Below are 25,368 nucleotides of genomic sequence, written 5' to 3' on the forward strand. Positions count from 1 at the left end.
GAGCCCTTCCGGGCCCGCTTGCGTTTCACACCACGTCGAGGCGGATCTTGTTCTGGTTGAGCAATTCACTCAATGCAGGCGATGGCGGCTGGTCGGTCACCAGGCAGTCGACCAGGCTGATCGAGCCCAGGCGTACCATGGCGTTACGCCCGAATTTGCTGGAGTCCGCCGCCAGGATGACCTGGCGGGCGTTGGCGATGATCGCCTGAGACACGCGTACCTCCTGGTAGTCGAAATCCAGCAGGCTGCCGTCTTCATCGATACCGCTGATGCCGACCAAGGCGAAGTCGACCTTGAACTGGCTGATGAAGTCGACGCTGGCCTGGCCGACCACGCCACCGTCACGGCGTACGGTGCCACCTGCGACCAAGACTTCGAAATCATCCTTGGCTGCCAGGATCGCGGCCACGTGCAGGTTATTGGTGATGACCTTCAAGTGGCTGTGGTTGAGCAGCGCCCGGGCAATCGACTCGGTGGTGGTGCCGATATTGATGAACAGCGAAGCATGATCGGGAATTTGCCGGGCCACGGCATCGGCAATGCGCTGTTTTTCGTCACGCATCTGGTCGGCACGCATGGCGTAAGCAGTGTTCTCGATACTCGAATCATAGGCTGCGCCACCGTGGTAGCGGCGCAGCAGATTGAGCTCAGCGAGCTGGTTGATGTCGCGACGGATGGTTTGCGGAGTGACGACGAATAACTGCGCCATTTCCTCGATGCTGACGTAGCCGCGTTCGCGGACCAGCTCGAGGATTTGTTGTTGGCGTGGGGGCAGATTCATGGGCGGTCCTTATGGGCTGCCGGACAAATTCTGCAATGATGCCGTAGGAAACAGACTACGGCCAGTAGGCCATGGCATGGCGGGGCCGCGAAGCAGCCCCTGTCCAGCGTGATCAGGCCTCGTGATCTTCCCAGTCGCGGGTGCGCTCGACGGCTTTGCGCCAGCCGGCGTACAGTTTTTCCTTCTGCGCTTGCTCAAGCTGCGGGCTGAATTCGCGCTCGATGATTGCCTTGTCACGCAACTCGTCCAGGCCACTCCAGAAACCACAGGCCAGGCCCGCCAGGTAAGCGGCGCCAAGGGCTGTGGTTTCACGCATCTTCGGGCGCTCTACGCAGGTGCCGAGGATGTCGGCCTGAAACTGCATGAGGAAATTGTTGGCCACCGCGCCACCGTCGACGCGCAACTCGGAAAGGCGTTGGCCGCAGTCCTGCTGCATGGCGTCGAGCACGTCGCGGGTCTGATAGGCGATCGACTCCAATGCCGCGCGGATGATGTGGTCGACTTTCACCCCACGGGTCAGGCCGAACAGCGCGCCGCGGGCGTAAGGGTCCCAGTACGGTGCGCCCAGGCCCGTGAAGGCGGGCACCAGGTAAACCCCGTTGCTGTCCTTGACCTTGCTGGCGAAGTACTCGGTGTCCAGGGCATCGTTTACGATCTTCAGTTCGTCGCGCAGCCATTGCACGGTCGAGCCGCCGTTGAACACAGCGCCTTCCAGGGCATAGGCCACTTCGCCTCGTGGTCCGCAGGCAATGGTGGTGAGCAGGCCGTGGGACGAGGTTACGGCTTTGTCGCCGGTGTTCATCAGCAGGAAGCAACCCGTGCCATAGGTGTTCTTGGCCTGGCCGGGTTCCACGCACATCTGGCCGAACAGCGCTGACTGCTGGTCACCGGCGATACCGGCGATGGCGATGCCGCTCTTGGTGTGGCCGTAGACTTCGGAAGACGGGCGCACCTGGGGCAGCATCTGGCGCGGGATGCCGAGAATTTCGAGCAGCGTGTCATCCCACTGCAGGCTGTGGATGTTGAACATCAGTGTGCGCGAAGCGTTGGTGTAGTCGGTGACATGCACCTTGCCGCCGGAAAACTTCCAGATAAGCCAGGTATCCACGGTGCCGAACAACAGCTCGCCGCGTTCGGCCCGCTCACGTACGCCCTCTACATTGTCGAGGATCCACTTGAGCTTGGTGCCGGAGAAGTACGGATCGGTGACCAGGCCGGTGGTCTCGCGAATGTATCGTTCATGCCCGTCGCGCTTGAGTTGTGCGCAGATCTCTGTGCTGCGGCGGCACTGCCAGACGATGGCGTTGTAAACCGGGCGCCCGGTTTCCTTGTCCCACACCACGGTGGTTTCACGTTGGTTGGTGATGCCCAATGCGGCGACCTGGGCATGGCTGATGCCGGCCTGCGCCAAGGCTTCGACCATGGTCGCGCTTTGTGTGGCGAAGATCTCCATCGGGTCATGTTCGACCCAGCCGGCTTGCGGATAATGCTGGGCGAACTCGCGCTGGGAGGTGCCAACCACATTGGCGTCACGGTCGAAGATGATCGCCCGCGAGCTGGTGGTGCCCTGGTCCAAGGCGATGATGTAGTTCTTGTCCTGGGTATCTGTCATGGTCATAGGCCTTGCAAAATGAGGAGGTCAGGGCGCCAGCATCAGTTGGCTTGAGTATCGCCCTGGCGATTACCGTTTGTCTCTGGGTCCGCGCATTGAGCCGTCGGCAGGTTGCGGGCGATCACGCCACGATAGGTCGCAGCACCCAGGCAGGCACCGAAGATCGGCGCGAACACCGGAACCAGGAAATAAGGGATGTCCCGACCGCCAGTGAAGGCGATTTCGCCCCAGCCGGCCAGGAAGGTCATCAGTTTGGGCCCGAAATCGCGGGCCGGGTTCATCGCGAAGCCGGTCAGCGGGCCCATGGCGCTACCGATCACGGCGATCAACAGGCCGATCAGCAGCGGCGCCATCGCACCACGGGGCAAGCCGTTGTTGTCGTCGGTCAGGGCCATGATGACCGCCATCAGGATTGCAGTGATCACCACTTCGACCAGAAACGCTTGTGCGGTGGAAAGCGATGGGTGCGGGTAGGTGGAGAACACCGCCGCCAGCTCCAGGCTTTCGTGACTGCCGCGCAGCATGGCGTGGGCTTGTTCGAAATCGAAGAACAGATTGCTGTACAGGGTATAGACCAGCGCTGCGCCGCAGAAGGCGCCACAAACCTGGGCCAGCATGTAGAACGGCAGTTTGCGTTTGTCGAAGCTTGCGAACAGGGTAAGGGCGATGCTCACGGCCGGGTTCAGGTGCGCACCAGAGATGCCGGCGGTGAAGTAGATCGCCATGCTCACGCCGACGCCCCAGATGATGCTGATTTCCCACAGGCCAAAGCTGGCGCCCGCGACCTTGAGGGCGGCGACGCACCCTGTGCCGAAAAAGATGAGCAGTGCCGTGCCGAGGAATTCGGCCAGGCATTGGCTGGACAGCGTAGGTTCGCGTAGAGCAGTCGTCATGTATGACCTCTTTGTTTTTGTTGTGAGGCGCTAAGCGCTCGACAGCAAAGTCCGGCGTCCATCCCCATTGACCCCGGGCACAGGTAGGAATGCACTTAAAAAGTGCACCATTTATTCAGAAACGAAAAAATATAGACAAGAAACGCTTATGTCAAAGGTCGAAAGTGAACGATCAGTCACGATCTGAGCGTTGAATGCGGTCGTGAATCCCAAGCTAGAGCGGCGTGTCAGTTGCTAACTGGCTGGAGTGTAGGATTTGCCCTAAAGTAGCCGCCGAATTGTCTCGGAGCGGAGCACTGCATGACCCCGGCCCTCGATCTTCTGAAAAAAACGCGCGCGCCACATCGCGTGCACAGTTACGAACACGATCCCAAGTCGGCGTCTTATGGGCTGGAGGCGGCTGAAAAACTGGGGCTGGAACCGCAGCAGGTGTTCAAGACCTTGTTGGCCAGCAGTGAGAAGGGTGAGTTGCTGGTGGCTGTAGTGCCTGTTGTGGGAACGCTGGACCTCAAGGCGCTAGCTCACGCCGCCGGCGTGAAAAAATGCGAGATGGCTGACCCCATGGCAGCTCAGCGTGCCACTGGCTACCTGGTGGGTGGCATCAGCCCGCTGGGGCAGAAAAAGCGTCTGCGCACCTTCATCGACGAATCGGCGCAGCGTTTTGCAACTATCCATGTCAGTGCGGGGCGGCGGGGATTGGAAGTCGAACTGGCTGCCGCTGTACTGGCCGAGCACACCCAAGGCACCTTCGCCAGTATCGGCCGGGGTTGACCCGCGCAAGGGGCCGCCTTGCAGCCCCTTGGCCGAATCGCCGAATCAGGTCGCTGAGCTGTAGCGACGCACCCCGTTTTCCTGCCGTGGCAACTGCGCCGCGACACTGCCAGGGACCGGGAACAGCACCAAGTGGTCAGCTTTCACGCTAATGCCGACCTGCTCGCCTACCTGGTGATCGACATGGCTGGGGAAGATCGCTTCCAGCTGGCTGCCTGTCGGCAACTGCAGCCGGTACAGCGTCGATGCACCCAGGAAGCTCTTGCCCACGATGCTCGCGCGCAGTGCGCTGTTCGCGTCCGGGACGATATCGTCAGGGCGCAGCAGCACGTCTACCGAGCTGCCGGGCGCCATGATGTAGGCGCGGTTACCCCGCAGCTCACCGAGCTCGGTGTTGACTGACTCATGGCTGCTCATCTGGCCACGTATGAAATAACCCTGGCCGATGAAGCTGGCGACGAATGGCGTCTGCGGCTCATGGTAGAGGTTGTAGGGCGTGTCCCACTGCTCCAGCCGGCCTTCCTTGAACACACCCACATGGTCGCTGACCGCGAAGGCTTCTTCCTGGTCATGGGTCACCAGAATCGCGCTGGTACCGCGGCTTTTGAGGATGTCACGGACCTCGTGGCTCAGGCGCCTGCGCAATTCGACGTCCAGGTTGGAGAACGGCTCGTCGAGCAGCAGCAATTGCGGCTCGGGGGCCAGCGCGCGGGCCAGGGCCACGCGCTGTTGCTGGCCACCAGAGAGCTCGTGTGGATACCGCCCGCCGAGCCCACCGAGCTTGACCAGGTCGAGCATTTCCTCGACCACCTGCCCCTGGGCGGGGTGCTTGGCGATGCCGAAGGCAATGTTTTGCGCCACGGTCAGGTGGGGGAACAGCGCATAGTCCTGGAACACCATGCCTATGCGGCGCTTCTCCGGGGACAGGGTGAAACCGGCGCGGGAAATCACTTCGCCCGCCAGCTGGATCTCACCTTCGTGGACCGGCTCGAAGCCGGCGATGGCGCGCAAGGTGGTGGTCTTGCCGCACCCCGACGAACCCAGCAGGCAACCAATGTCGCCTGCGTTCAGGTGCAGGTTGAGGTTCTGGACGATGCGCTGGTCGCCGTAGCCGCAGGCGAGGTTGCGCAGGTTGAGCAGTAGGGGTTGACTCATGCGTGGTGGTAAGCCGGTTCGACAAGGAATTCGAGAAGGGCCTTCTGTGCATGCAGGCGGTTTTCAGCCTGGTCCCACGCGACCGAACGGGGGTCGTCGAGCAGGTCATGGCTGATTTCCTCGCCGCGATGGGCGGGCAGGCAGTGCATGAACAGGGCATCGGGTGCCGCCAGGTCAAGCAGTTCGCGGGTGACCTGGTAAGGCGCGAAATGCGCCAGACGCCGTGCAGTTTCCTCTTCTTGGCCCATGGAAGTCCAGACATCGGTGGTCACCAGATGCGCGCCACGTACGGCTTCACGCGGATCTCGGATGATCTGCACGCGATCTGCGCCCAGTGCCATGAAGCGTGGGTCCGGGTCATAACCCTCCGGGCAGGCGATACGCAACTGGAAATCGAACTGCCGGGCGGCCTCGATGTATGAGTTGCACATATTGAAACCATCGCCGATCCAGGCCACGGTCTTGCCTTGGATGGCGCCACGGTGCTCGTGGAACGTCTGCATGTCGGCCAGCAATTGGCAGGGGTGCGACTCATCGGACAGGCCATTGATCAGCGGTACACGCGAATTGGCGGCGAATTCGGTGAGGGTGCTGTGCGCGTGGGTGCGGATCATCACCGCATCGACCATGCTCGACAGCACGATGGCGCTGTCGCTGATCGGCTCGCCCCGGCCCAGCTGGGTGTCGCGTGGCGACAGGAAGATGGCCTGGCCGCCGAGCTGGATCATGCCGGCTTCGAACGACACCCGGGTCCGGGTGGAGGATTTCTCGAAGATCATGCCCAGCACACGATTTTTCAGCGGTTCGAACAGCACGCCGCGCTTGCGCAGGTCCTTCAGCTCGATGCCTCGGCGGATCACACCGAGCAATTCGTCGGTGGTGAAATCCAGCAGGGAGAGAAAGTGCCTAGCGCTCATGATTGACTACCTTATCTGCAACGGTATGCAGGTCGACCGTATGGTTTTTTTGACAACGGGAGTGACCTGCGGCGTAAGCCGCACGGGGCGGACGAAATCGGGAAAGGCGCAATACTATAATTAAATGTCGCCTGAAACCAAGAGGGGTAACAGCGGCTCTGTTGCAAAGGGTGTCATTACCCCTTGAGCCTGCGCTGTTTTTTATTTGCTACACAGGTTTTACACGGCTTGCTGGCAATTTGGCAAATGGCTGTCGCAAATCGTGCGCCTGATGTCGGTAGATTCACACGGCGAAGCGCGCTGGCAGGGTGCCGGGCGGGGGGGCCATAGTCGAGGTTCGATAATTGCGAGGCAGAGGCAGCCATGACCAAGACCCTGCACCACCGTGCCTGCCACCTGTGTGAGGCGATCTGCGGGCTGAACATCGAGGTGAGCCACGAAAACGACGGGAGCGCGCGCATCAGCGCGATCAAGGGCGATCCCCAGGACCCGTTCAGCCGTGGCCACATCTGCCCAAAGGCCGTGGCGCTGCAGGATATCCAGGATGACCCGGACCGCCTGCGCCAACCGCATCGACGGGTGGCGGGCCAGTGGCAGGCCATCAGTTGGGAGGAGGCTTTTGCCCTGGCCGCCGACAAGCTGTGGTCGATACAGCAGGCGCATGGGCGCAACGCCGTGGCGGTTTACCAAGGCAACCCGAGCGTGCACAACTATGGCTTGATGACCCACAGCAACTACTTTCTGGGGCTACTCAAGACGCGTAACCGTTTCTCCGCAACTTCGGTGGACCAGTTACCGCAGCACCTGACCAGTTACCTTATGTACGGCCACGGCCTGCTGTTGCCGGTCCCTGACATCGATCACACCGATTTCATGCTGATCCTCGGTGGCAACCCGTTGGCCTCCAATGGCAGCATCATGACCGTGCCGGATGTGGAGAAGCGCCTCAAGGCCTTGAAAGCCAGAGGCGGGCAACTGGTGGTGGTGGACCCGCGGCGCAGTGAAACTGCGGCCATCGCAAGCCAGCACCTGTTCGTGCGCCCCGGCGGCGATGCGGCGTTGCTCTGCGCTTTGCTCAACACCCTCTTCGACGAAGGCCTGGCGAGAGGTTCGCATCTGCCGGTCAACGGCCTGGAGCAGGTGCGCACGGCGATCCAGCCGTTCACCGCCGAGGCCATGAGCGCCCAGTGCGGCATCGACGCTGCCAGCATTCGCCAGCTGGCGCGGGATTTCGCCGCTGCGGACAAGGCGGTCTGCTATGGCCGCATGGGTGTATCGACACAGGCGTTCGGCACCCTGTGCCATTGGCTGGTGCAAGTGATCAATCTGGTAACCGGCAACTTGGATCGTCAAGGTGGTGCACTGTGCACCGAGCCTGCCGTGGACCTGGTGGCCAGTACCTCGGGCGGGCATTTCAATGCCTGGCAGAGCCGCGTATCGGGGTTGCCCGAGTACGGTGGTGAACTGCCCGTGGCGGCCTTGGCCGAGGAAATGCTCACGCCGGGCGAGGGGCAGGTGCGGGCCCTGATCACCGTGGCCGGTAACCCGGTGCTGTCTACACCCAATGGCAGGCAGTTGGACGCGGCGCTGCAGGGGCTGGAGTTCATGCTCAGCATCGACCTGTACATCAACGAGACGACCCGCCACGCTGACCTGATCCTGCCGTCTACCTCGGCACTGGAAAACGACCATTACGACAGCACCTTCAACCTGTTGGCTGTGCGCAATGTCACCCGCTTCAACCGGGCCATACTGGCCAAGCCTGCAGGCGCGTTGCACGACTGGGAAATATTCGTAGGCCTGGCGCAAGCCTTTGCCAAGCGCGCAGACCAGGAGCTGAAACCGACCCTCGCACCTGCGCAGATGATCGACCTGGCGTTGCGCAAGGGCCGCTATGGCGACGAAAGTCCCCGCAAGCTTTCCGTCGAAACGCTTGATCAATACCCGCATGGCCTCGATCTGGGCCCCCTGGGCGCTAACCTGCGAGGGCGTCTGGCAACGGCCAGCAAAGCCGTGGAAGCGGCGCCCCAGGTTGTGCTGGATGACTTGCGCCGCTTGGCTGAATGCGTGCCGACGGCCGCGGGTGATTTACTGCTCATTGGTCGTCGTCATGTACGCAGCAACAACTCATGGATGCACAACTACCATCGCCTGGTCAAAGGTAAGCCACGCCATCAGTTGCTGATGCATCCCCAGGACATGCGTCAGCGGCAGTTGGAGGATGGCCAGCGGGTGCGTATCCGCTCGCGCACCGGTGACCTGGAAGTCGAGGTGCAGGCCTGTGAGGACATCATGCCTGGCGTGGTCAGCCTGCCCCATGGCTTCGGTCATGGCCGCCAGGGCATCAATCTGCAGATCGCCCAGGCGCAACCCGGCATCAGTGCCAATGACCTGACCGATGAGCGCCTGCGTGATGCTGTGTCCGGAAATGCGGCGCTCAATGGCGTACCCGTGCAAGTGAGTGCCGCCTGAGCACCGGCAAGGCCGAGCACAAGGCTCAGGTTTCCGATACAATGCGTCACCGTGCCGACCATCGAGTCGGAAAGTTCAGACGAGGTGTTCCATGGATATCATCGAAACGATCAAAGAGCAGATTGCCAACAACACCATTCTGCTTTACATGAAGGGCTCGCCGAATGCCCCGCAATGCGGGTTCTCGGCCAAGGCATCGCAAGCTGTGATGGGTTGTGGCGAAAAGTTTGCTTACGTGGATATCCTGCAGAACCCGGAAATCCGCGCCAATCTGCCCAAGTACGCCAACTGGCCGACCTTCCCGCAACTGTGGGTAGCTGGCGAGCTGGTCGGCGGCAGCGACATCATGTTGGAGATGTTCGAGAACGGTGAGCTTCAAGCACTGATCAAGGACGCCGCTGCCAAGGCCAAGGCTTCCGAAGCCTGATCTTCCGGCAAGCATGAAAAAACCCGCTCATGGCGGGTTTTTTTATGGGGCTGGAATTTATTCTTCGCCCATCTGCGACTGCAGGTAGTTCTCGAGGGTGATCTTGTCGATCAGGCTCAATTGAGTTTCCAGCCAGTCAATGTGTTCTTCCTCGGACTCGAGGATGTCTTCAAGCAGTTCACGCGAGCCGAAGTCACCGACGGTTTCGCAGTGGGCGATGGCGGCTTTGAGATCGATCAGGCCTTTCTGCTCGATCTTCAGGTCGCACTCGAGCATTTCCTTGGTGTGCTCGCCGATCAGCAGCTTGCCCAGGTCCTGAACGTTAGGGATGCCTTCGAGGAAGAGAATACGCTTGATCAACTTGTCAGCGTGTTTCATCTCATCGATGGATTCTTTGTACTCATGCTTGCCGAGCTTGTTCAGGCCCCAATCTTCGTACATGCGTGCGTGCAGGAAGTACTGGTTGATCGCGACCAGCTCGTTTCCGAGGATCTTGTTGAGATGCTGGATGACGCTTACGTCGCCTTTCATTGCGGGTTCCTGCCCTAGAAGTGTGCCAATACAGCGAAGTTTGAGCCTGATACTTAGGGCTGTCAAACCTAAGTTCTTGAATAATAAGTGAAAATTAATAGGAATAAGAATGTTTGTGAACCGCGTTGGGGCGCTAACTTATTGAATTTTAGGCATAAAAAAACCGGACACGAGGTCCGGTTCTTCGAATTGGGCGATATCAGGCGGCGGTAAATTCCACCGGATAGGGCAGGGCGGCTTGCTGGCTCACCTGAAGCTCGGTCAGGGTCTCGCGGACGACCTGCTTGGCCAGGCAGGCGCATTTGCCACATTGGCTGGCGACATTGGTCGCGGCTCTGACGTCCTTGTAGCTGCAGCATCCTTCATAGATCGCATCGCGGATCTGTCCGTCGGTCACGCCGACACAAAGACACACATACATAAAGTCGGACCATCGCTGGTTGAGTCGATGGGTGGAGAGTAATGGTAATGAGAATGCTTGTCAAAACACTTTCTGTAAGTGCCGTGCTTGAGCGACCGGCGGTTGGATTCGGCCTGTCAGCGGAAGCCGTGTATGATGGTCGGCCTTTGTTGGATGTCGGGCAAGCCCGCCTTGGCCTGGCAAACGGTTCTTCACCCTCATCTGGAGATTACAATGAGCGTACTCGTTGGCAAAAAAGCCCCCGACTTCACCGTCCCGGCTGTACTGGGCAATGGCGAAATCGTCGACAGCTTCAACCTGGCCTCGGCCATCAAGGGCAAGTACGGCCTGGTGTTCTTCTACCCACTGGACTTCACCTTCGTATGCCCGTCCGAGCTGATTGCCCTGGACAACCGCATTCCGGACTTCCAGGCCCGCAACGTTGAAGTGATCGGCGTTTCGATCGATTCGCACTTCACCCACAATGCCTGGCGTAACACCCCGGTCAACAATGGCGGTATCGGCCAGGTCAAGTACACCCTGGCAGCCGACATGACCCACGAAATCTGCAAGGCCTACGACGTTGAGTCCGAAGGCGGCGTGGCTTTCCGTGGCGCTTTCCTGATCGATACCAACGGTGTCGTCCGTTCGCAGATCATCAATGACCTGCCGCTGGGCCGTAACATGGACGAGCTGCTGCGTCTGGTCGATGCCCTGCAATTCCACGAAGAGCACGGCGAAGTCTGCCCGGCCAACTGGAAAAAAGGCGACAAGGGCATGAACGCTTCGCCAGAAGGCGTCGCTGCATACCTGAGCGAGAACGCTGGCAAGCTGTAATTGCTGAGCGCCAAAAAAAACCGGCCTTCGTGGCCGGTTTTTTTTGGCTTCAAGCTGCAAGCTGCAAGCTGCAAGCTTCAAGCAAAAGCCAGAGCGATCCGCGTACTGCTTTGGCTCTTTCTTGCAGCTTGCAGCTTGTAGCTTGCCGCTCCACTTCAATCGTTGAAATCGCGCCAGCCGCCCATCTCTTTCCAGCGGTTGACGATGCCGCAGAAGAGTTCGGCGGTCTTCTCGGTGTCGTAACGTGCCGAGTGCGCCTCACGGCCGTCGAAGTCGATGTCAGCGCTCTGGCAGGCCCTTGCCAGCACGGTCTGGCCGTACGCCAGGCCAGCCAGGGTCGCGGTGTCGAAGCTGGAGAACGGGTGGAACGGGTTGCGCTTCAGATCGTTGCGCGCTACCGCGGCATTGAGGAAACCCAGGTCGAAGCTGCTGTTGTGGCCGACCAGGATCGCCCGCTTGCAGCCATTGGCCTTCAATGCCTTGCGCACGCCGCGAAAGATGTCGGTCAGCGCGCTGTCTTCGCTCACCGCCATGCGCAGCGGGTGGTCCAGCTTGATACCGGTGAACTCCAGCGCGGCAGCCTCGATATTGGCCCCCTCGAACGGCTCCACACGGTAGAAGTAAGTGTGCTCCGGGAACAGGAAACCTTTCTCGTCCATACCGATGGTTACCGCAGCGATTTCCAGCAGGGCATCGGTGGCGCTGTTGAAACCGCCAGTCTCCACATCCACCACTACTGGCAAATAGCCACGGAAGCGCTCGGCCATCGGGTGGCGCGAGCCGCTGCCGGCTTGCCCGTCCTGGTCGTCTTCGTAGAGGTCTTCGCTCACGCGTTGTCCTCCAGCAGGCGCCAACGCAGTTTTTCACCGGCGCGCAGCGGGATCACCGTCTGATCGCCAAACGGCAGGCTGTCCGGGGCCGTCCATTCTTCACGGACCAGGGTAATGGTGTCGGTATTCGCTGGCAGGCCATAGAAGGCCGGGCCATGCAGGCTGGCGAAACCTTCCAGCTTGTCCAGCGCATGACGCTGTTCGAAAGCTTCGGCGTACATCTCGATGGCCGCATAGGCGGTGTAGCAACCGGCACAACCACAGGCAGCTTCCTTGGCGTGGCGGGCGTGGGGTGCCGAGTCAGTGCCGAGGAAGAACTTCGGGTTGCCACTGGTAGCCGCGTCCAGCAGCGCCACCTGATGGGTGTTGCGCTTGAGGATCGGCAGGCAGTAGAAGTGCGGTCGAATGCCGCCGACCAGCATGTGGTTGCGGTTGTACAACAGATGCTGTGCGGTGATGGTCGCCCCGACGTTGGCGGGGGCCTCGGTGACGAATTGCGCTGCATCGGCGGTGGTGATGTGCTCGAACACCACTTTCAGCGTGGGGAAGCGCTCGACCAGGCGACGCATGTGTTCGTCGATGAAGCGTTTTTCGCGGTCGAACACGTCGATCTCGCTACGGGTCACTTCACCATGCACCAGCAACGGCATGCCGACTTCAGCCAGCGCTTCGATGGCCGGGAAGATATTGTCGATGCTGGTTACGCCGGAATCGGAGTTGGTGGTGGCGCCGGCCGGGTACAGCTTGGCGGCGTACACGATGCCGCTGGCCTTGGCCGCGCGGATGTCCTCGGGGCTGGTGCGGTCGGTGAGGTACAGCACCATCAACGGCTCGAAGCGGCTACCGGCCGGGCGGGCATTGAGGATGCGCTCACGGTAGGCCCCGGCTTCGTCGGCAGTGCGTACCGGTGGAACCAGGTTGGGCATGATGATGGCACGGGCGAAAGTACGCGCCACATCGCCAACGGTATGGGGCAGGACGGCACCATCGCGCAGATGGATGTGCCAGTCGTCGGGACGCAGGAGGGTCAGGCGATCGGACATTGGGGATTCCAGGCGGGTCGAACTCAGGCCCCAATGCTACCGGAAAACCCTCGCCCGAGCACGGCTATCAAGTTTTCCGGCGAGCGTCCGATAGCCTGCCTGTAAGCCGTCAGAATTAGTGGAGCCTCCCGTGCGCCAGCGTTACCTAGCCCTGTTGACCCTGTTCGCCAGCCTGCCGGCCGGCGCATTGACCTTCCAGACCCGCATGGAAAACATCGCCTGGAAAGTCGAGGGTGATCAGTTCGAGTGCCGCCTGATTCAGCCGATCGATGGTTTCGGCAGTGGTGAGTTCGTGCGCCGGGCCGGTGAGCAGCCAGTGTTCCAGCTGCGCTCCGGCAGTACTGTGCTGGGCGCAGGTTCCGCTACGCTGCTGGCGGCTGCGGCCCCCTGGCAGCCGGGCCGTGGCGATATCAACCTGGGGGCGGTGCGGCTGGCGCGTACTGGCGTGCTGTTCAGTTCATCCCAAGGCCAGGCCAGCCGCTTGATCAACGGGCTGCTCGATGGCCGCAGCACGGTGGTGCGAAGCTACGCCGGGGAGGCGGGGCGGCCGATCGAAGTGCGTGTGCTGCCGGTCAGTTTTGCCAAAGCGTGGAGTGATTACCAGGCCTGTGCCGGCAAGATGCTGGCAATGAACTATGACCAGGTGCGCCAGACGCAGGTGGGGTTCCCTGGGGGGGGCATCGACCTGGATGCGGCGGCGCGCGCGCGACTGGATGTGGTCCTGGCGTATTTGAAGGCCGATCCGACGGTCAACCATATCGAGCTCAATGGCCACTCGGACAACAGCGGCAATCGCTTGACCAACCGTGATACCTCGCGGCGCCGTGCGCTGGCGGTTGCTGATTACTTCAAAGCCCATGGGGTGCCGGAGGAGCAGATCACCGTGCGCTTCCATGGCGAACGTTACCCCCTGGTGAAGAACAACAGCGCCGCAAACCGCGCACGCAACCGGCGCGTCAATATCGAGCTGGATCGTGTCGCGCCGGTCGAAAAGCCGGCCGCCCAACCTGCCCTGCAACCGGCCCCGGCAACCGCACCCGCGACCGCGCCTGCGCCAGCCCCGGCCAGCGCTACTGCTGCCCCGCCCGCCGCGAAACCGTCCTGACGCTGCAGGGCGTCGCCCCGTCGACAGTTCCTGTCGCTTTGTCGTCAGAAGCTGTCGCGCCACTGTAAATTTATCCGCAACGCCGGTAGAATCGACCCCTTTCCGTACAACCCCGTGGAGTGATGGCATGGCGGACGTAAAAAAGGTCGTACTGGCGTATTCCGGCGGCCTTGATACTTCGGTGATTCTCAAGTGGCTGCAGGATACCTACGACTGCGAAGTGGTGACGTTCACCGCTGACCTGGGTCAGGGCGAAGAAGTCGAGCCGGCTCGCGCCAAAGCTCAGGCAATGGGCGTCAAAGAGATCTATATCGACGACCTGCGCGAAGAATTCGTGCGCGACTTCGTCTTCCCGATGTTCCGCGCCAACACCGTCTACGAAGGCGAGTACCTGCTGGGTACTTCCATCGCCCGTCCGCTGATCGCCAAGCGCCTGATCGAAATCGCCAACGAAACCGGCGCTGATGCCATTTCCCACGGCGCTACCGGCAAAGGTAACGACCAGGTGCGTTTCGAGCTGGGTGCCTATGCACTCAAGCCGGGCGTCAAGGTCATCGCCCCATGGCGCGAGTGGGACCTGCTGTCGCGCGAGAAGCTGATGGACTACGCCGAGAAGCACGGCATCCCGATCGAGCGCCACGGCAAGAAGAAGTCCCCGTACTCGATGGATGCCAACCTGCTGCATATCTCCTACGAAGGCGGTGTGCTGGAAGATACCTGGACCGAGCACGAAGAAGACATGTGGCGCTGGAGCGTCTCGCCAGAGAACGCGCCGGACCAGGCGACCTACCTCGAACTGACCTACCGCAACGGTGACATCGTCGCCATCGATGGCGTCGAGAAGACCCCGGCCACCGTCCTGGCCGACCTGAACCGCATTGGCGGTGCCAACGGTATCGGCCGTCTGGACATCGTCGAAAACCGTTACGTGGGCATGAAGTCGCGCGGCTGCTACGAGACCCCGGGCGGCACCATCATGCTCAAGGCTCACCGTGCCATCGAGTCGATCACCCTCGACCGCGAAGTCGCACACCTGAAAGACGAGCTGATGCCCAAGTACGCCAGCCTGATCTACACCGGCTACTGGTGGAGCCCGGAGCGTCTGATGCTTCAGCAGATGATCGACGCGTCGCAGGTCAACGTGAACGGTGTCGTGCGCCTGAAGCTGTACAAAGGTAATGTCACCGTGGTCGGCCGCAAGTCGGACGACTCGCTGTTCGATGCCAACATCGCGACCTTCGAAGAAGATGGTGGCGCGTACAACCAGGCTGATGCTGCGGGCTTCATCAAGCTCAATGCACTGCGCATGCGTATCGCTGCCAACAAGGGCCGCGCGTTGCTCTAAGCCTCATTGTTGTTGCATGAACCCCGGTTTCGGGCTAGTGCCAGTCAGTTAGCGTCATCGGGCTGCAAAGCAGCCCCCTCTCGCTCAACTGCCAGGCGTCTGGCTCGGCCGGGGTTTTTGTATGCACGAATAGGTTTTACCTAACGTGCAAGGCCGTGGACCGATCAATTTTTCAGGTGTGCCGCGTTGTCCGGCAACTCACAGACCGACACGCGAAAACATTGTTGCTTGTCCAGGTTGCAGTAAACCCAGGTGCCTGAATTGACGTGAGGCTGTGCAAGCGTCCTCAGCACATGTTGCTCGATCATTCTTTGCGCATCAGGGCCTGACAGCATGACAGTTACAGGCTCCGCTTCGAGTGAGGGTTGTCGAGCGTTCTGCACGGAACTGGCAGAGGGCGGGATAACAGGCAAAACAGTCGTCGTTGGCTGCGGCGCACTGGTTGCGTCGTCACCGGAAGTACGTTCTGGTTTGTACAGGGACTTATAGTTGAAGTTCAGCGTCAGGAAAAACAGCCCTGTCAGAAAGAACGGAAAGCCCACTAGAAACCAGGTATAGAGGCTCTGGCTTTTTTCGCTGAGAAACGGAAGTGTCGCCAGTGCAGAGGCCTCGATGATGCCTGCAAAGATGGCGATGATCGTCATGGGGGCGGTGGGTTGGTTTTCAGCCATGATAGTGGCCTCCTGCGTTTTTTCAATCAATACCTTACCGAGCCGCTCAACCAAATTATGCACCGTTTCCGGGTGATGAAATGGATCCCGGTATTTCGGAGCGGTTTTTGTTTTGCTGCTGGTTTGATTGTTGAGTAATGCAGGCTTTATTTCTGTTTTAAGAGAGTGGTCATGCGCTTTTGCGTCTAGACAGGTATTTATATTGGATAATTAGTTGTGCGTTGTAGGAAGATTCCTAAACCGACGTAAGGTTCATCTATTCATGTGTTTGCGAAGGAAATAGGCGCGCCATAATGCTTGCTGCTCGGTTATGGTGGCGTGTAGTCAAAGCAAATAATGAATGAATGGATATCGCATGAATAAAGTCCTTATCGTGGATGATCATCCTGTCATACGCTTGGCAGTGCGAATGCTGATGGAGCGGCATGGATACGATGTGGTCGCGGAAACCGACAACGGCGTGGCAGCTTTGCAGCTAACCCGGGAGTACCTGCCCGATATCGTGGTACTGGATATCGGCATTCCCAAGCTCGATGGGCTGGAAGTCATTGCCCGCATGGCTTCGGCAAGCCCGGGCAGCCGGGTGCTGGTGCTTACCTCGCAGGCCCCCGGGCACTTCTCGATGCGTTGTATGCAGGCCGGGGCTTCAGGCTACGTGTGCAAGCAACAGGAACTCACCGAACTGCTCAGTGCGATCAAGGCTGTGCTGTCTGGTTACAGCTATTTTCCCAATCAGGCATTGCACAAGTCGCGCGGCCGGGTTGGGGGGGGCAGCGAGACGGAGATGGTCGATCGCCTGTCGGCGCGGGAGATGATGGTGCTGCAGCAACTGGCGCGGGGCAGGTCCAACAAGGAGATAGCCGACAGCATGTTCCTCAGCAACAAGACGGTCAGTACCTACAAGACCCGTCTGCTGCTCAAGCTCAATGCTCACTCGCTGGTGGACTTGATCGAATTGGCCCGGCGCCATGGCCTGACGTGACCCTGGGTACAGGCAGCCTCCTTGAAGGAGGCTTTCTCGCCTGTGGTTACAGGTCGTAGTCGAAATCGGCGAGTTGCCGTTGCAGGCGCCGCTCTTCCAGAAGGTTGTCGATAGTACGCCGCTTGCTCAGGTTGGTCTTTGCGGTTTCAACCAGAGGTTCGGCGTCGTCTTCAGCGGTGGCAAAGTCTTCTTCGATCGACAGTTCGTCTTTATCGTTACTCATGAGTCGCTCCAAGCCAAGGGGCCATTGGCCGTCCTTATAGCGAGAAAGCGAAGTTTGGTAAAAAAGATTTTTTCAATCGGGACGTGCATGAATTCGCTATTGAATCAATCGTCAGACGTCTTCTGCTTGAACTCGCACAGGTCCTCGATCCGGCAACTGCCGCAGCGTGGCTTGCGCGCCTGGCACACGTAGCGCCCATGCAAGATGAGCCAGTGATGGGCATCGAGCAGGTAATCCTTGGGCACGAACTTGAGCAGTTTTTTCTCGACGTCCAGTACGGTCTTGCCCGGTGCGATACCGGTGCGGTTGCTGACCCTGAAAATATGCGTGTCGACCGCCATGGTGGGCTGGCGGAAGGCGGTATTGAGCACCACATTGGCGGTCTTGCGGCCAACACCGGGTAGCGCCTCCAGCGCCTCCCGGTTTTGCGGAACTTCGCCCCCATGCCGTTCGATCAGCAAGCGACAGGCTTCGATCACATTCCTGGCCTTGCTGTTATACAGCCCGATGGTCTTGATGTACTCGCTCAGGCCGTCGACCCCGAGTGCGTAGATGGCGTGGGGCGTATTGGCGACCGGGAACAGGCGGGCGGTGGCCTTGTTGACCCCGACATCGGTGGACTGTGCCGACAGTGTCACGGCCACGAGTAGTTCGAAAGGCGTGGTGTAAGCCAGCTCTGTCTTGGGGTCGGGATTGTCTTCGTGCAGCCTGCGAAAGATCTCCAGGCGTTTTGCGGCATTCATGGGGTCAACGCTTTCCTTGACGACGTGAGAGGGCGGGGCCCGGGCGTAGACGATTGTACAAGGCCAGCAGCACACCGAGCAGTATCAGTGCGCCGGGCGCCAGGCTGGCCGACGCAATGCCCAGCCCCTCGGTCAGCCATTGGCGGATAACGCCGAGCAACAGGCAAAAGCCCATCAGGCCGACCATCTGCAGGCAAAGTTGACGCCACCGGTCCTTCTCTACCAACAGGTGGTCCGTAACCAGGCACTGCAGGCAAATCAGCGCCGGGAAGTAACCCGTCGCCAGCGCAAGCGGTAACGCCCAGGCCCGCAATGCCATCTGCAGGCAGCTGGCGAGGGCCGCTAGCAGTAGCAGGCTTGCCAGTGTGTACAGGCGACCTTCGAGCCTGGGGCGCACAACGGCCAGCACGGCCTGGTGCAGCACCGTAAGCACCAGCATGCTGGCGCCGATGACGGCGGCTTGAGGGAGCGTACGTGTAGCGCCGAGGACAGGCGCAAGGCCGGCTACCAGCAGCCAGTACCTAGTCATGGTTGAGCGCTCCGAGTAGACGTGCGCGATGTTGGTCGAAGTAGCGCAGGGCATCCTGCTGTGCCTGGATCACCGCACGCGAAGTGACCGTTGCGCCGGCCAGTTGGTCGAAATCACCCTGGTCACGCTTGATTGCCCAACGATCCTCCAGGCGACGGTTGGCGAACTGCCCCAGCCAGTTCACCTGGGGATCGTTGATGCGTCCTCCCAGCCCAGGGCTTTCCTGCTGTTCGATGACTTGCGTGCCTATCAGTCGGCCTTGCGCGCTTATGGCAATGGTCAACCGAATGGGGGCGGCGTAACCCTGGACCTGGCTAATCAGTACGACGGCCACGGGGGTCGTGCCGCGTTCGGCGCGGTAGGCGGCCATTATGCGGCTATGCGGCGGTTGGTCTGCCGGGAGTGACACCGCGTTGCTCAGTGGCTGGTTGTCATAGCTCTGCGGTGCCAGCACCGAGAGGAACCTGCGTGCGTAAAATTGTTTCTCGGCCTCGGCGATGGGCGCGCGGGTCCAGCGTTGCCAGGCCAGCGTGCTCGCCAGTGCCAGGCCGGCCACTACCAGCAGTATCAATACACTGCGCACGGGTCGCCTCATGGCCTCACCTGCCGATACCTTGAGGCCAGGCGGTCCAGGGAGGGTACCGCAAGGTTCATCAGCAGGATGGCGAACGCGGTACCATCGGGGTAACTACCCCACGTCCTGATCAGGTAGATCAGTGCCCCGGCGCCCATCCCGAACAGCAGTCGGGCGAGCTCGGTCTTCGGGCCGGAAACAGGTTCCGTGGCAATGAAAAACGCTGCCAGCATGGTCGAACCGCTGAGCAGGTGCAGCAGCGGTGAGCCGTTCGAGTCCGAGCCGGAGCCATTCCAGGCCAGCAGGCTGAATAGAGACAACCCGGCCAGCAAACCCACTGGCGCATGCCAACTGAATACCTTGCGCTGCAACAGAAACAGCCCACCCAACAAGAACGCCAGATTGACCCATTCGATGCCATGGCCGCCAACGTTGCCGAAGCCTGGGTGGCTGGCAAACAGCTCATCGATGGTCAGGCTGCGGTTGTGCCTGAGGCCGTCGAGTGCCGTGGGGCCGGCCCACGCGTCGATCTGCTCGCCGTGCGCGAAGACCAGCTGCAGGCTGGCGCTGAAGCCTGGTGCTTGCGCTGGCCAGTGGTTCATCTGCAGTGGAAAGCTCAGCACCACGAAGGCGTACCCAATCATCGCCGGGTTGAACACGTTATGGCCGGCCCCGCCGAACGCTTGCTTGCCCAGGCCTATGGCCATCCCCGCTGCAACCACCGGCAACCACCACGGCGCCCCGGTGGGCAGGGCGAGGGCGAGCAGCACTGCAGTGACCAGGGCGCTGCCGTCACTCAACGCCGATGTGACCGGCTGGTTGCGCAACGCAAGCGCTACCGCCTCGCAGCAAATAGCGGTGATTGCACACAGCGCCAGGCTCCAGAGCAGGCCCCAGCCCAGTAGCCAGAGCGAAGCCAGCAGGCCTGGCAGGCAGGCCAACAAGACCAGGCCCATGGCATGGCGCAGGCGAGGGTCAGGGGATGCCAGGGTCGGGCTCATTGCGTGAACATCCCGTTGAGGCCAGAGAGCGCCATGCCCATCACACCTGCGCCAAGCAGCGCGATGGGTAGCCCGCGCAGTGCCTCTGGCACCTGTGCGTGTTCGCTGCGCTGATTGAGGTCGTCAAACAACGCCAGGGCCAGCCAGAAGCCGAGCCCGGCCAGAACAGCCCAGCTCAGCGTGGCTTGCCATTCACGCTGTTCACCTATTACCTGCAGTGCCATGCCCAGCACCACGGCATTCCCCAATAGCGGCCACGCGAGGCCCTGTGTGGGCCATTGCGGCCGCAGCCTGGCAAGCGTCTGGGGGATGCCCCACGCCAGTAGTGCCTGCCAGGGCAGCAGCAGGAACAGACGCAGGTGCTGCAGTTGCCAGGGCGCCACGATCAGGTGTTCGAGCAATTGGCCGCCGGTGACTGCCAACATGATCGACAGCGCGCAGGCCAGGCCGCATACATGGACCCGCAGCCGGGAGGCAGGCTGTCGTCGCAAAAACAAGTGGCTGACCAGTGCGGCACTGATCAGCATCAGGACATAGTCGTTCATTCAAATGACGATAGCCGTGAATCACCTGCGCTGTCCGGCGAAGCGCAAGGGGGATGAAAAAGCCCCGGCGGTGAGGCCGGGGCTTGGGGCAGATTACTTGATACGCTGGCCTGGTTTTGCGCCACTGTCAGGGCTGAGCAGGTAGATTTCTTCACCGCCAGGGCCCGCTGCCATGACCATGCCCTCGGAGACGCCAAAGCGCATTTTCCGTGGTTTGAGGTTGGCAACCATCATGGTCAGCCGGCCTTCGAGCAGGGATGGGTCAGGGTAAGCCGACTTGATGCCCGAGAACACGTTGCGGCGTTCGTCACCGATGTCCAGGGTCAGTTGCAGCAGCTTGTCGGCACCTGGCACCGCTTCGGCCTTGACGATCAGCGCCACGCGCAGGTCGACGGCAGCGAAGGTATCGAATTCGATCTCTGCCGACAGCGGGTCCTTGGCCAGTTCGCCATTGCCGGCCGGCGCCTGGGCTTGGGCTTCGGCTGCCAGCAGGTCTTCCTTGCTGGCGGCAATCATGGCTTCGACCTTGGCAGGTTCTATGCGGCTCATCAGGGGTTTGAACGGGTTGAGCGTGTGGTTTTCCAGGCGCGACAGGTGGTCGTCCCAGGCCAGCGGCGCGACATTCAGGAACGCCTCGGCGTCGGCGGCCAGCACCGGCAATACCGGCTTGAGGAAGATCACCAGCTGACGGAACAGGTTGATGCCCTGGGCACAGATCGCCTGCACTTCGTCCTGCTTGCCTTCCTGCTTGGCCAGCGACCAGGGCGCTTTGTCGGCGATCCATGCATTGGCGCGGTCGGCCAGGGCCATGATTTCGCGCATGGCACGGCCAAAGTCGCGGGCTTCATACGCGTCGGCGATGCTCGGGGCAGCAGCCAGGAAGGCCTCGGTCAGCTCCGGGGCGGCGTCGCCGGCAACCATCACGCCGTCGTTGCCTTTGTGGATGAAGCCTGCGCAGCGGCTGGCGATGTTGACCACTTTGCCGACCAGGTCGGAGTTGACCTTCTGCACGAAGTCCTCAAGGTTGAGGTCCAGGTCATCGACGCCGCGCCCAAGCTTGGCGGCGTAGTAGTAGCGCAGGTATTCGGGCTGCAGGTGATCCAGGTAGGTGCGGGCCTTGATGAAGGTGCCGCGCGATTTCGACATCTTCGCGCCGTTGACGGTCAGGTAGCCGTGCACGTTGACCGCTGTCGGCTTGCGCAGGCCTGCGCCTTCGAGCATGGCAGGCCAGAACAGGGCGTGGAAGTTGACGATGTCCTTGCCGATGAAGTGGTACAGCTCGGCCTTGGAGTCCTTGTTCCAGAACGCATCGAAATCCAGCTCCGGGCGGCGCGCGCAGAGGTTCTTGAAGCTGGCCATGTAGCCGATCGGCGCATCCAGCCAGACATAGAAGTATTTGCCCGGCTCGCCGGGGATCTCGAAGCCGAAGTACGGCGCATCACGCGAGATATCCCATTCCTGCAGGCCGGCATCCAGCCATTCGGCGAGCTTGTTGGCCACCGCATCCTGCAGGGTGCCGCTGCGGGTCCATTGCTGCAGCATGGCCTGGAAGTCCGGCAGCTTGAAGAAGAAATGCTGCGAGTCGCGCAGTACCGGGGTGGCCCCGGAGATGGCCGACTTGGGGTTTTTCAGCTCGGTCGGGGCGTACGTGGCGCCGCATTTTTCACAGTTGTCGCCGTACTGATCCTCGGCCGCGCACTTGGGGCAGGTGCCCTTGATGAAGCGGTCGGCCAGGAACATGCCCTTTTCAGGGTCGAAGTACTGGGTGACCGAACGGGTGGCAATGTGACCGGCGTCGCGCAGGCGCGAGTAGATCAGGCTCGACAGTTCGCGGTTTTCTTCGCTGTGGGTGGAGTGGAAATTGTCGAAATCCACCAGGAAGTCGGCAAAGTCGGTGCTGTGCTCGGCCTGGACGTTGGCAATCAGTTGCTCTGGCGTGATGCCTTCCTTTTCGGCGCGCAGCATGATGGCCGAACCGTGGGCGTCATCGGCACAGACATAGATGCACTGGTTGCCGCGCAATTTCTGGAAGCGAACCCACATATCCGTCTGGATGTACTCGAGCATATGGCCAAGGTGGATGGACCCATTGGCATAGGGCAGGGCGCTGGTGACGAGAATCTGACGTGGCTCGGACATGGTGGCTCGGCTACTTATCTGGCTCGGGGTAAATTGAAGGTGATCGGCCACTATAAAGGGCTGGCGAATATATTTCACCCCATGGGCGCAACGGCTGACGATTGACGGGTTAGGATAGGCGCCTGTTCGACTAATCGTATGCCAATGGGAGCCTCCATGAGTGCCGTCACCCGTGCCGCCGTCGAAGGCGTGCTTCGTCAGTACACCGACCCTTATCTGAACCAGGACCCGGTCAGCGCCGGCTGTGTGCGTGCCATCGACATCCAGGGCGGGCAGGTCGCTGTGCAACTGCAGCTGGGGTATGCCGCCGGTTTGTTCAAAAATGGCTGGGCGCAGGTGCTGCAGACCGCGATCGAGAACCTTGACGGTGTCAGCTCCGCCCAGGTAACGATCGACTGCGTGGTCGCCGCGCACAAGGCTCAGGCCCAGGTGCCGGCCATGGCCAACGTCAAGAACATCATCGCCGTGGCCTCGGGCAAGGGCGGTGTCGGCAAGTCGACCACCGCCGCCAACCTGGCTTTGGCCCTGGCCCGCGAAGGGGCACGAGTCGGCATCCTCGACGCCGATATCTACGGCCCCAGCCAGGGCGTGATGTTCGGTATCGCCGAAGGCACGCGGCCGCAGATTCGCGAGCAGAAGTGGTTCGTGCCGATCAAGGCGCATGGGGTTGAAGTCATGTCGATGGCGTTCCTCACCGATGACAACACACCCATGGTATGGCGTGGCCCGATGGTTTCTGGTGCGCTGCTGCAACTGGTGACCCAGACTGCCTGGGATGACCTCGATTACCTGGTGATCGACATGCCGCCGGGTACCGGCGATATCCAGCTGACGCTGGCGCAGAAGGTTCCAGTGGCAGGCTCGGTGATCGTTACCACGCCGCAGGACCTGGCACTGCTGGATGCGAAGAAAGGCGTGGAGATGTTCCGCAAGGTCAACATCCCGGTGCTGGGCGTGGTCGAGAACATGGCGGTGCACATCTGCTCCAATTGCGGCCATGCCGAGCACCTGTTCGGTGAAGGTGGCGGCGAGAAGCTGGCGGCGCAGTATGGGGTGGAACTGTTGGCTTCACTGCCCTTGTCGATGCTGATCCGTGAGCAGGCCGACAGCGGCAAGCCGACTGCGATTGCCGAGCCACAAAGCCAGATCGCCATGGTTTACCAGGAACTGGCGCGCCAGGTTGGGGCGCGGATCGTATTGCAGGAAGCGGCTGCGCCCGCGATGCCGAGCATTACCATCAGCGAAGATTGATACCCCGGTACAGTGCTGCCGCCGTTTTGGCAGGGCTGCCTTGCAGCCCTTTGGCGGCACTGACCTACGGTCACGATGGCCTGCAGCGCCTTTTCCAAGGCATAAAAAAACCCGCCTGATGGCGGGTTCTTTTGAAAGCTAGGAAGCTAAATCGACTTAGGCGATTTGAACTTCTTCAGCCTGCATGCCTTTCTGGCCGCGGGTAGCGACGAAAGTAACAGCCTGGCCTTCTTTCAGGGTTTTGAAGCCGTCAGCTTGGATGGCTTTGAAGTGTACGAACAGATCGTCGCCCGACTGAGGGGTGATGAAGCCGTAGCCTTTCTCATCGTTGAACCACTTAACGGTACCGGATTGACGGTTGGACATTTTTCTGTCTCCTTGGACAAAGTAGATAACGGTCAGGAAAAACCCTGGCCGGGACTGAGTGCAAAGAGAGCAGAAAATTCAGCGATGGTGCGATCAGGATCGTGCATCAAACTAGAGATTCTCGGTGTCACGTGCAGCACAGTGGCGTCACCTTAACCCACTTTCCACGACCTGCCAATCTCCAAAACAGCCTTTGATGAAATTCGGATCGGCGGCGGCCGCAAGCCCCGTCTGGCGCGGGATACGGTATGGAACTTTAACCTGAGCGCCGGGACCGGTAATATGCGCTTCTCGTTTTTTCACCTCGCAACTCTCAGGACACCCCGCCATGAGCATCAAATCGGACAAGTGGATTCGCCGCATGGCGCAGGAACACGGCATGATCGAGCCGTTCGTCGAGCGCCAGGTGCGCGGCGAGCACGACAGCCGGGTGATCTCGTTCGGCGTCTCCAGCTACGGTTACGACGTGCGCTGCGCCGATGAATTCAAGGTGTTCACCAACATCAACTCGGCCACCGTCGACCCGAAAAACTTCGACGCCGGCAGCTTCGTCGACATCAAGAGCGATGTCTGCATCATCCCGCCGAACTCCTTTGCCCTGGCCCGCACCGTCGAATACTTCCGCATTCCGCGCAATGTCCTGACCATCTGTCTGGGCAAGAGCACCTATGCCCGCTGCGGCATCATCGTCAACGTCACCCCGCTCGAGCCAGAGTGGGAAGGCCACGTGACGCTGGAGTTCTCCAACACCACCACCTTGCCGGCCAAGATCTACGCCAACGAAGGCGTGGCGCAGATGCTCTTCCTTGAATCCGACGAAGAATGCGAAGTGTCGTACAAAGACCGTGGTGGCAAGTACCAGGGCCAGCGCGGCGTCACCCTGCCACGCACCTGAGCCGACGAGCGCGGGGAATTAGTTTTCGCTCGGGCACTCCAAGCTAGTGAACAGTGCCGCCATGCATGAAGCGTGGCGGCCCTTGTCAGGAGTTGCCCATGAAACTCGATCCCGCAATCAGTGCGAAGCTGGCTGTCCTGCAGCCCAACCAGATCGGCTTGCTGGCGTGGTCCCTGCTGGCCCACCCGGCTCCCATGCATCTGGGCGGAGTACCAGGTCAGCCCGACCCGGATACCCCGCAACCGGCTCAACCTGGCGACACGCCGCCCATGGAGCCGGGTGAGCCTACCCTGCCCGACGAACCTCCGCCTGCGCCGGTGGCATGAACCC

The 25,368-nt window shown here is 60.8% G+C and carries 28 protein-coding genes; 10 read left to right on the forward strand and 18 right to left on the reverse strand.

Translation table 11 applies throughout. The annotated features are described in order from the left end of the window. Positions 1–25: 25 nt before the first annotated feature. From glpR to JNA92_RS12040, 3 genes are all read right to left on the reverse strand, one after another. On the reverse strand, positions 26–781 hold the full coding sequence (gene glpR / locus JNA92_RS12030; protein ID WP_241804864.1) for a DNA-binding transcriptional repressor GlpR: 756 nt from the start codon (positions 779–781) through the stop codon (positions 26–28). Between the two features lie 112 nt (positions 782–893). Further along, entirely contained in the window at positions 894–2,393 is a 1,500-nt protein-coding gene (gene glpK / locus JNA92_RS12035; protein ID WP_241804865.1) for a glycerol kinase GlpK, read from the reverse strand. A gap of 41 nt (positions 2,394–2,434) precedes the next feature. Beyond that, positions 2,435–3,286, reverse strand: coding sequence for an MIP/aquaporin family protein (locus JNA92_RS12040; RefSeq protein WP_241804866.1), 852 nt, complete (start codon positions 3,284–3,286; stop codon positions 2,435–2,437). Positions 3,287–3,586: 300 nt separating this feature from the next. Here JNA92_RS12040 and ybaK point away from each other — a divergent pair, with 300 nt between their 5' ends. After that, positions 3,587–4,057, forward strand: a complete 471-nt coding sequence (gene ybaK, locus JNA92_RS12045) for a Cys-tRNA(Pro) deacylase (protein ID WP_241804867.1) — start codon at positions 3,587–3,589, stop codon at positions 4,055–4,057. A gap of 45 nt (positions 4,058–4,102) precedes the next feature. On the opposite strand, the gene JNA92_RS12050 is transcribed toward ybaK, so the two are convergent. Then, positions 4,103–5,212, reverse strand: coding sequence for an ABC transporter ATP-binding protein (locus JNA92_RS12050; RefSeq protein ID WP_241804868.1), 1,110 nt, complete (start codon positions 5,210–5,212; stop codon positions 4,103–4,105). Then, complete coding sequence (argF, locus tag JNA92_RS12055) at positions 5,209–6,129, reverse strand: ornithine carbamoyltransferase (RefSeq protein ID WP_046787764.1); 921 nt, start codon at positions 6,127–6,129, stop codon at positions 5,209–5,211. Before argF ends, JNA92_RS12050 begins: the two co-directional genes overlap by 4 nt. A 363-nt stretch (positions 6,130–6,492) precedes the next feature. Here argF and JNA92_RS12060 point away from each other — a divergent pair, with 363 nt between their 5' ends. Then, positions 6,493–8,601, forward strand: a complete 2,109-nt coding sequence (locus tag JNA92_RS12060) for a molybdopterin oxidoreductase family protein (protein WP_241804869.1) — start codon at positions 6,493–6,495, stop codon at positions 8,599–8,601. 91 nt (positions 8,602–8,692) lie between these two features. Beyond that, entirely contained in the window at positions 8,693–9,028 is a 336-nt protein-coding gene (gene grxD, locus JNA92_RS12065) for a Grx4 family monothiol glutaredoxin (RefSeq protein ID WP_241804870.1), read from the forward strand. A 57-nt stretch (positions 9,029–9,085) separates the two neighbouring features. On the opposite strand, the gene bfr is transcribed toward grxD, so the two are convergent. Both bfr and JNA92_RS12075 read right to left on the reverse strand, forming a co-directional pair. After that, positions 9,086–9,559, reverse strand: coding sequence for a bacterioferritin (gene bfr / locus JNA92_RS12070; protein ID WP_241804871.1), 474 nt, complete (start codon positions 9,557–9,559; stop codon positions 9,086–9,088). Positions 9,560–9,758: 199 nt separating this feature from the next. Further along, the gene (locus JNA92_RS12075) at positions 9,759–9,980 is read right to left on the reverse strand and encodes a bacterioferritin-associated ferredoxin (protein ID WP_039601808.1); all 222 of its coding nucleotides are present in this window, start codon (positions 9,978–9,980) and stop codon (positions 9,759–9,761) included. A gap of 213 nt (positions 9,981–10,193) precedes the next feature. Here JNA92_RS12075 and JNA92_RS12080 point away from each other — a divergent pair, with 213 nt between their 5' ends. Continuing rightward, a complete protein-coding gene (locus tag JNA92_RS12080; protein WP_012273884.1) occupies positions 10,194–10,796 on the forward strand; it encodes a peroxiredoxin in 603 nt (200 codons plus the stop codon). Positions 10,797–10,951: 155 nt separating this feature from the next. On the opposite strand, the gene rnt is transcribed toward JNA92_RS12080, so the two are convergent. Both rnt and pyrC read right to left on the reverse strand, forming a co-directional pair. Continuing rightward, a complete protein-coding gene (gene rnt, locus JNA92_RS12085) occupies positions 10,952–11,563 on the reverse strand; it encodes a ribonuclease T (protein ID WP_372490474.1) in 612 nt (203 codons plus the stop codon). Positions 11,564–11,622: 59 nt separating this feature from the next. Continuing rightward, the gene (gene pyrC / locus JNA92_RS12090) at positions 11,623–12,669 is read right to left on the reverse strand and encodes a dihydroorotase (protein WP_241804873.1); all 1,047 of its coding nucleotides are present in this window, start codon (positions 12,667–12,669) and stop codon (positions 11,623–11,625) included. 130 nt (positions 12,670–12,799) lie between these two features. Here pyrC and JNA92_RS12095 point away from each other — a divergent pair, with 130 nt between their 5' ends. Together JNA92_RS12095 and JNA92_RS12100 are read left to right on the forward strand one after the other, a co-directional pair. Continuing rightward, the gene (locus JNA92_RS12095; protein WP_241804874.1) at positions 12,800–13,774 is read left to right on the forward strand and encodes a flagellar protein MotY; all 975 of its coding nucleotides are present in this window, start codon (positions 12,800–12,802) and stop codon (positions 13,772–13,774) included. Between the two features lie 127 nt (positions 13,775–13,901). Beyond that, positions 13,902–15,119 carry an argininosuccinate synthase gene (locus tag JNA92_RS12100; protein WP_241804875.1) on the forward strand — a complete coding sequence of 406 codons (1,218 nt, stop codon included), beginning with the start codon at positions 13,902–13,904 and terminating at the stop codon, positions 15,117–15,119. A 164-nt stretch (positions 15,120–15,283) separates the two neighbouring features. Here the strand turns inward: JNA92_RS12100 and JNA92_RS12105 are convergent, their stop codons facing one another. Then, positions 15,284–15,790 carry a hypothetical protein gene (locus JNA92_RS12105; protein WP_241804876.1) on the reverse strand — a complete coding sequence of 169 codons (507 nt, stop codon included), beginning with the start codon at positions 15,788–15,790 and terminating at the stop codon, positions 15,284–15,286. 355 nt (positions 15,791–16,145) lie between these two features. Between JNA92_RS12105 and JNA92_RS12110 the strand changes: the two genes are divergently transcribed. Further along, positions 16,146–16,772 carry a response regulator transcription factor gene (locus JNA92_RS12110; RefSeq protein WP_241804877.1) on the forward strand — a complete coding sequence of 209 codons (627 nt, stop codon included), beginning with the start codon at positions 16,146–16,148 and terminating at the stop codon, positions 16,770–16,772. A gap of 46 nt (positions 16,773–16,818) precedes the next feature. Here the strand turns inward: JNA92_RS12110 and JNA92_RS12115 are convergent, their stop codons facing one another. The 7 genes from JNA92_RS12115 to metG form a co-directional block, all read right to left on the reverse strand. Continuing rightward, a complete protein-coding gene (locus JNA92_RS12115) occupies positions 16,819–16,995 on the reverse strand; it encodes a PA3496 family putative envelope integrity protein (protein ID WP_241804878.1) in 177 nt (58 codons plus the stop codon). 104 nt (positions 16,996–17,099) lie between these two features. Then, on the reverse strand, positions 17,100–17,738 hold the full coding sequence (gene nth, locus JNA92_RS12120; RefSeq protein ID WP_241804879.1) for an endonuclease III: 639 nt from the start codon (positions 17,736–17,738) through the stop codon (positions 17,100–17,102). Between the two features lie 4 nt (positions 17,739–17,742). After that, on the reverse strand, positions 17,743–18,267 hold the full coding sequence (locus JNA92_RS12125) for an Rnf-Nqr domain containing protein (RefSeq protein WP_241804880.1): 525 nt from the start codon (positions 18,265–18,267) through the stop codon (positions 17,743–17,745). Beyond that, positions 18,260–18,862 (reverse strand): RnfABCDGE type electron transport complex subunit G, encoded by a 603-nt coding sequence (locus tag JNA92_RS12130; RefSeq protein ID WP_241804881.1) that lies wholly within the window; start codon positions 18,860–18,862, stop codon positions 18,260–18,262. The genes JNA92_RS12125 and JNA92_RS12130 overlap by 8 nt, the downstream gene beginning before the upstream one ends. Continuing rightward, entirely contained in the window at positions 18,859–19,842 is a 984-nt protein-coding gene (locus tag JNA92_RS12135) for an RnfABCDGE type electron transport complex subunit D (RefSeq protein WP_241804882.1), read from the reverse strand. The genes JNA92_RS12130 and JNA92_RS12135 overlap by 4 nt, the downstream gene beginning before the upstream one ends. Beyond that, positions 19,839–20,387, reverse strand: coding sequence for an Rnf-Nqr domain containing protein (locus tag JNA92_RS12140; protein WP_241804883.1), 549 nt, complete (start codon positions 20,385–20,387; stop codon positions 19,839–19,841). The genes JNA92_RS12135 and JNA92_RS12140 overlap by 4 nt, the downstream gene beginning before the upstream one ends. Positions 20,388–20,480: 93 nt before the next feature. After that, entirely contained in the window at positions 20,481–22,526 is a 2,046-nt protein-coding gene (metG, locus tag JNA92_RS12145) for a methionine--tRNA ligase (RefSeq protein ID WP_241804884.1), read from the reverse strand. 156 nt (positions 22,527–22,682) lie between these two features. Here metG and apbC point away from each other — a divergent pair, with 156 nt between their 5' ends. Further along, positions 22,683–23,777 (forward strand): iron-sulfur cluster carrier protein ApbC, encoded by a 1,095-nt coding sequence (gene apbC / locus JNA92_RS12150; protein WP_241804885.1) that lies wholly within the window; start codon positions 22,683–22,685, stop codon positions 23,775–23,777. Between the two features lie 156 nt (positions 23,778–23,933). On the opposite strand, the gene JNA92_RS12155 is transcribed toward apbC, so the two are convergent. Beyond that, entirely contained in the window at positions 23,934–24,143 is a 210-nt protein-coding gene (locus JNA92_RS12155; protein WP_016488765.1) for a cold-shock protein, read from the reverse strand. A gap of 328 nt (positions 24,144–24,471) precedes the next feature. On the opposite strand from JNA92_RS12155, the gene dcd reads away from it, so the two are divergent. After that, entirely contained in the window at positions 24,472–25,038 is a 567-nt protein-coding gene (dcd, locus tag JNA92_RS12160; RefSeq protein ID WP_145187793.1) for a dCTP deaminase, read from the forward strand. A 98-nt stretch (positions 25,039–25,136) separates the two neighbouring features. After that, positions 25,137–25,364 carry a hypothetical protein gene (locus tag JNA92_RS12165; protein ID WP_012313047.1) on the forward strand — a complete coding sequence of 76 codons (228 nt, stop codon included), beginning with the start codon at positions 25,137–25,139 and terminating at the stop codon, positions 25,362–25,364. The last annotated feature ends 4 nt before the right edge of the window (positions 25,365–25,368 follow it).

Origin of the sequence: Pseudomonas putida (assembly GCF_022627325.1) — a bacterium.
Lineage (GTDB): Bacteria > Pseudomonadota > Gammaproteobacteria > Pseudomonadales > Pseudomonadaceae > Aquipseudomonas > Aquipseudomonas putida_X.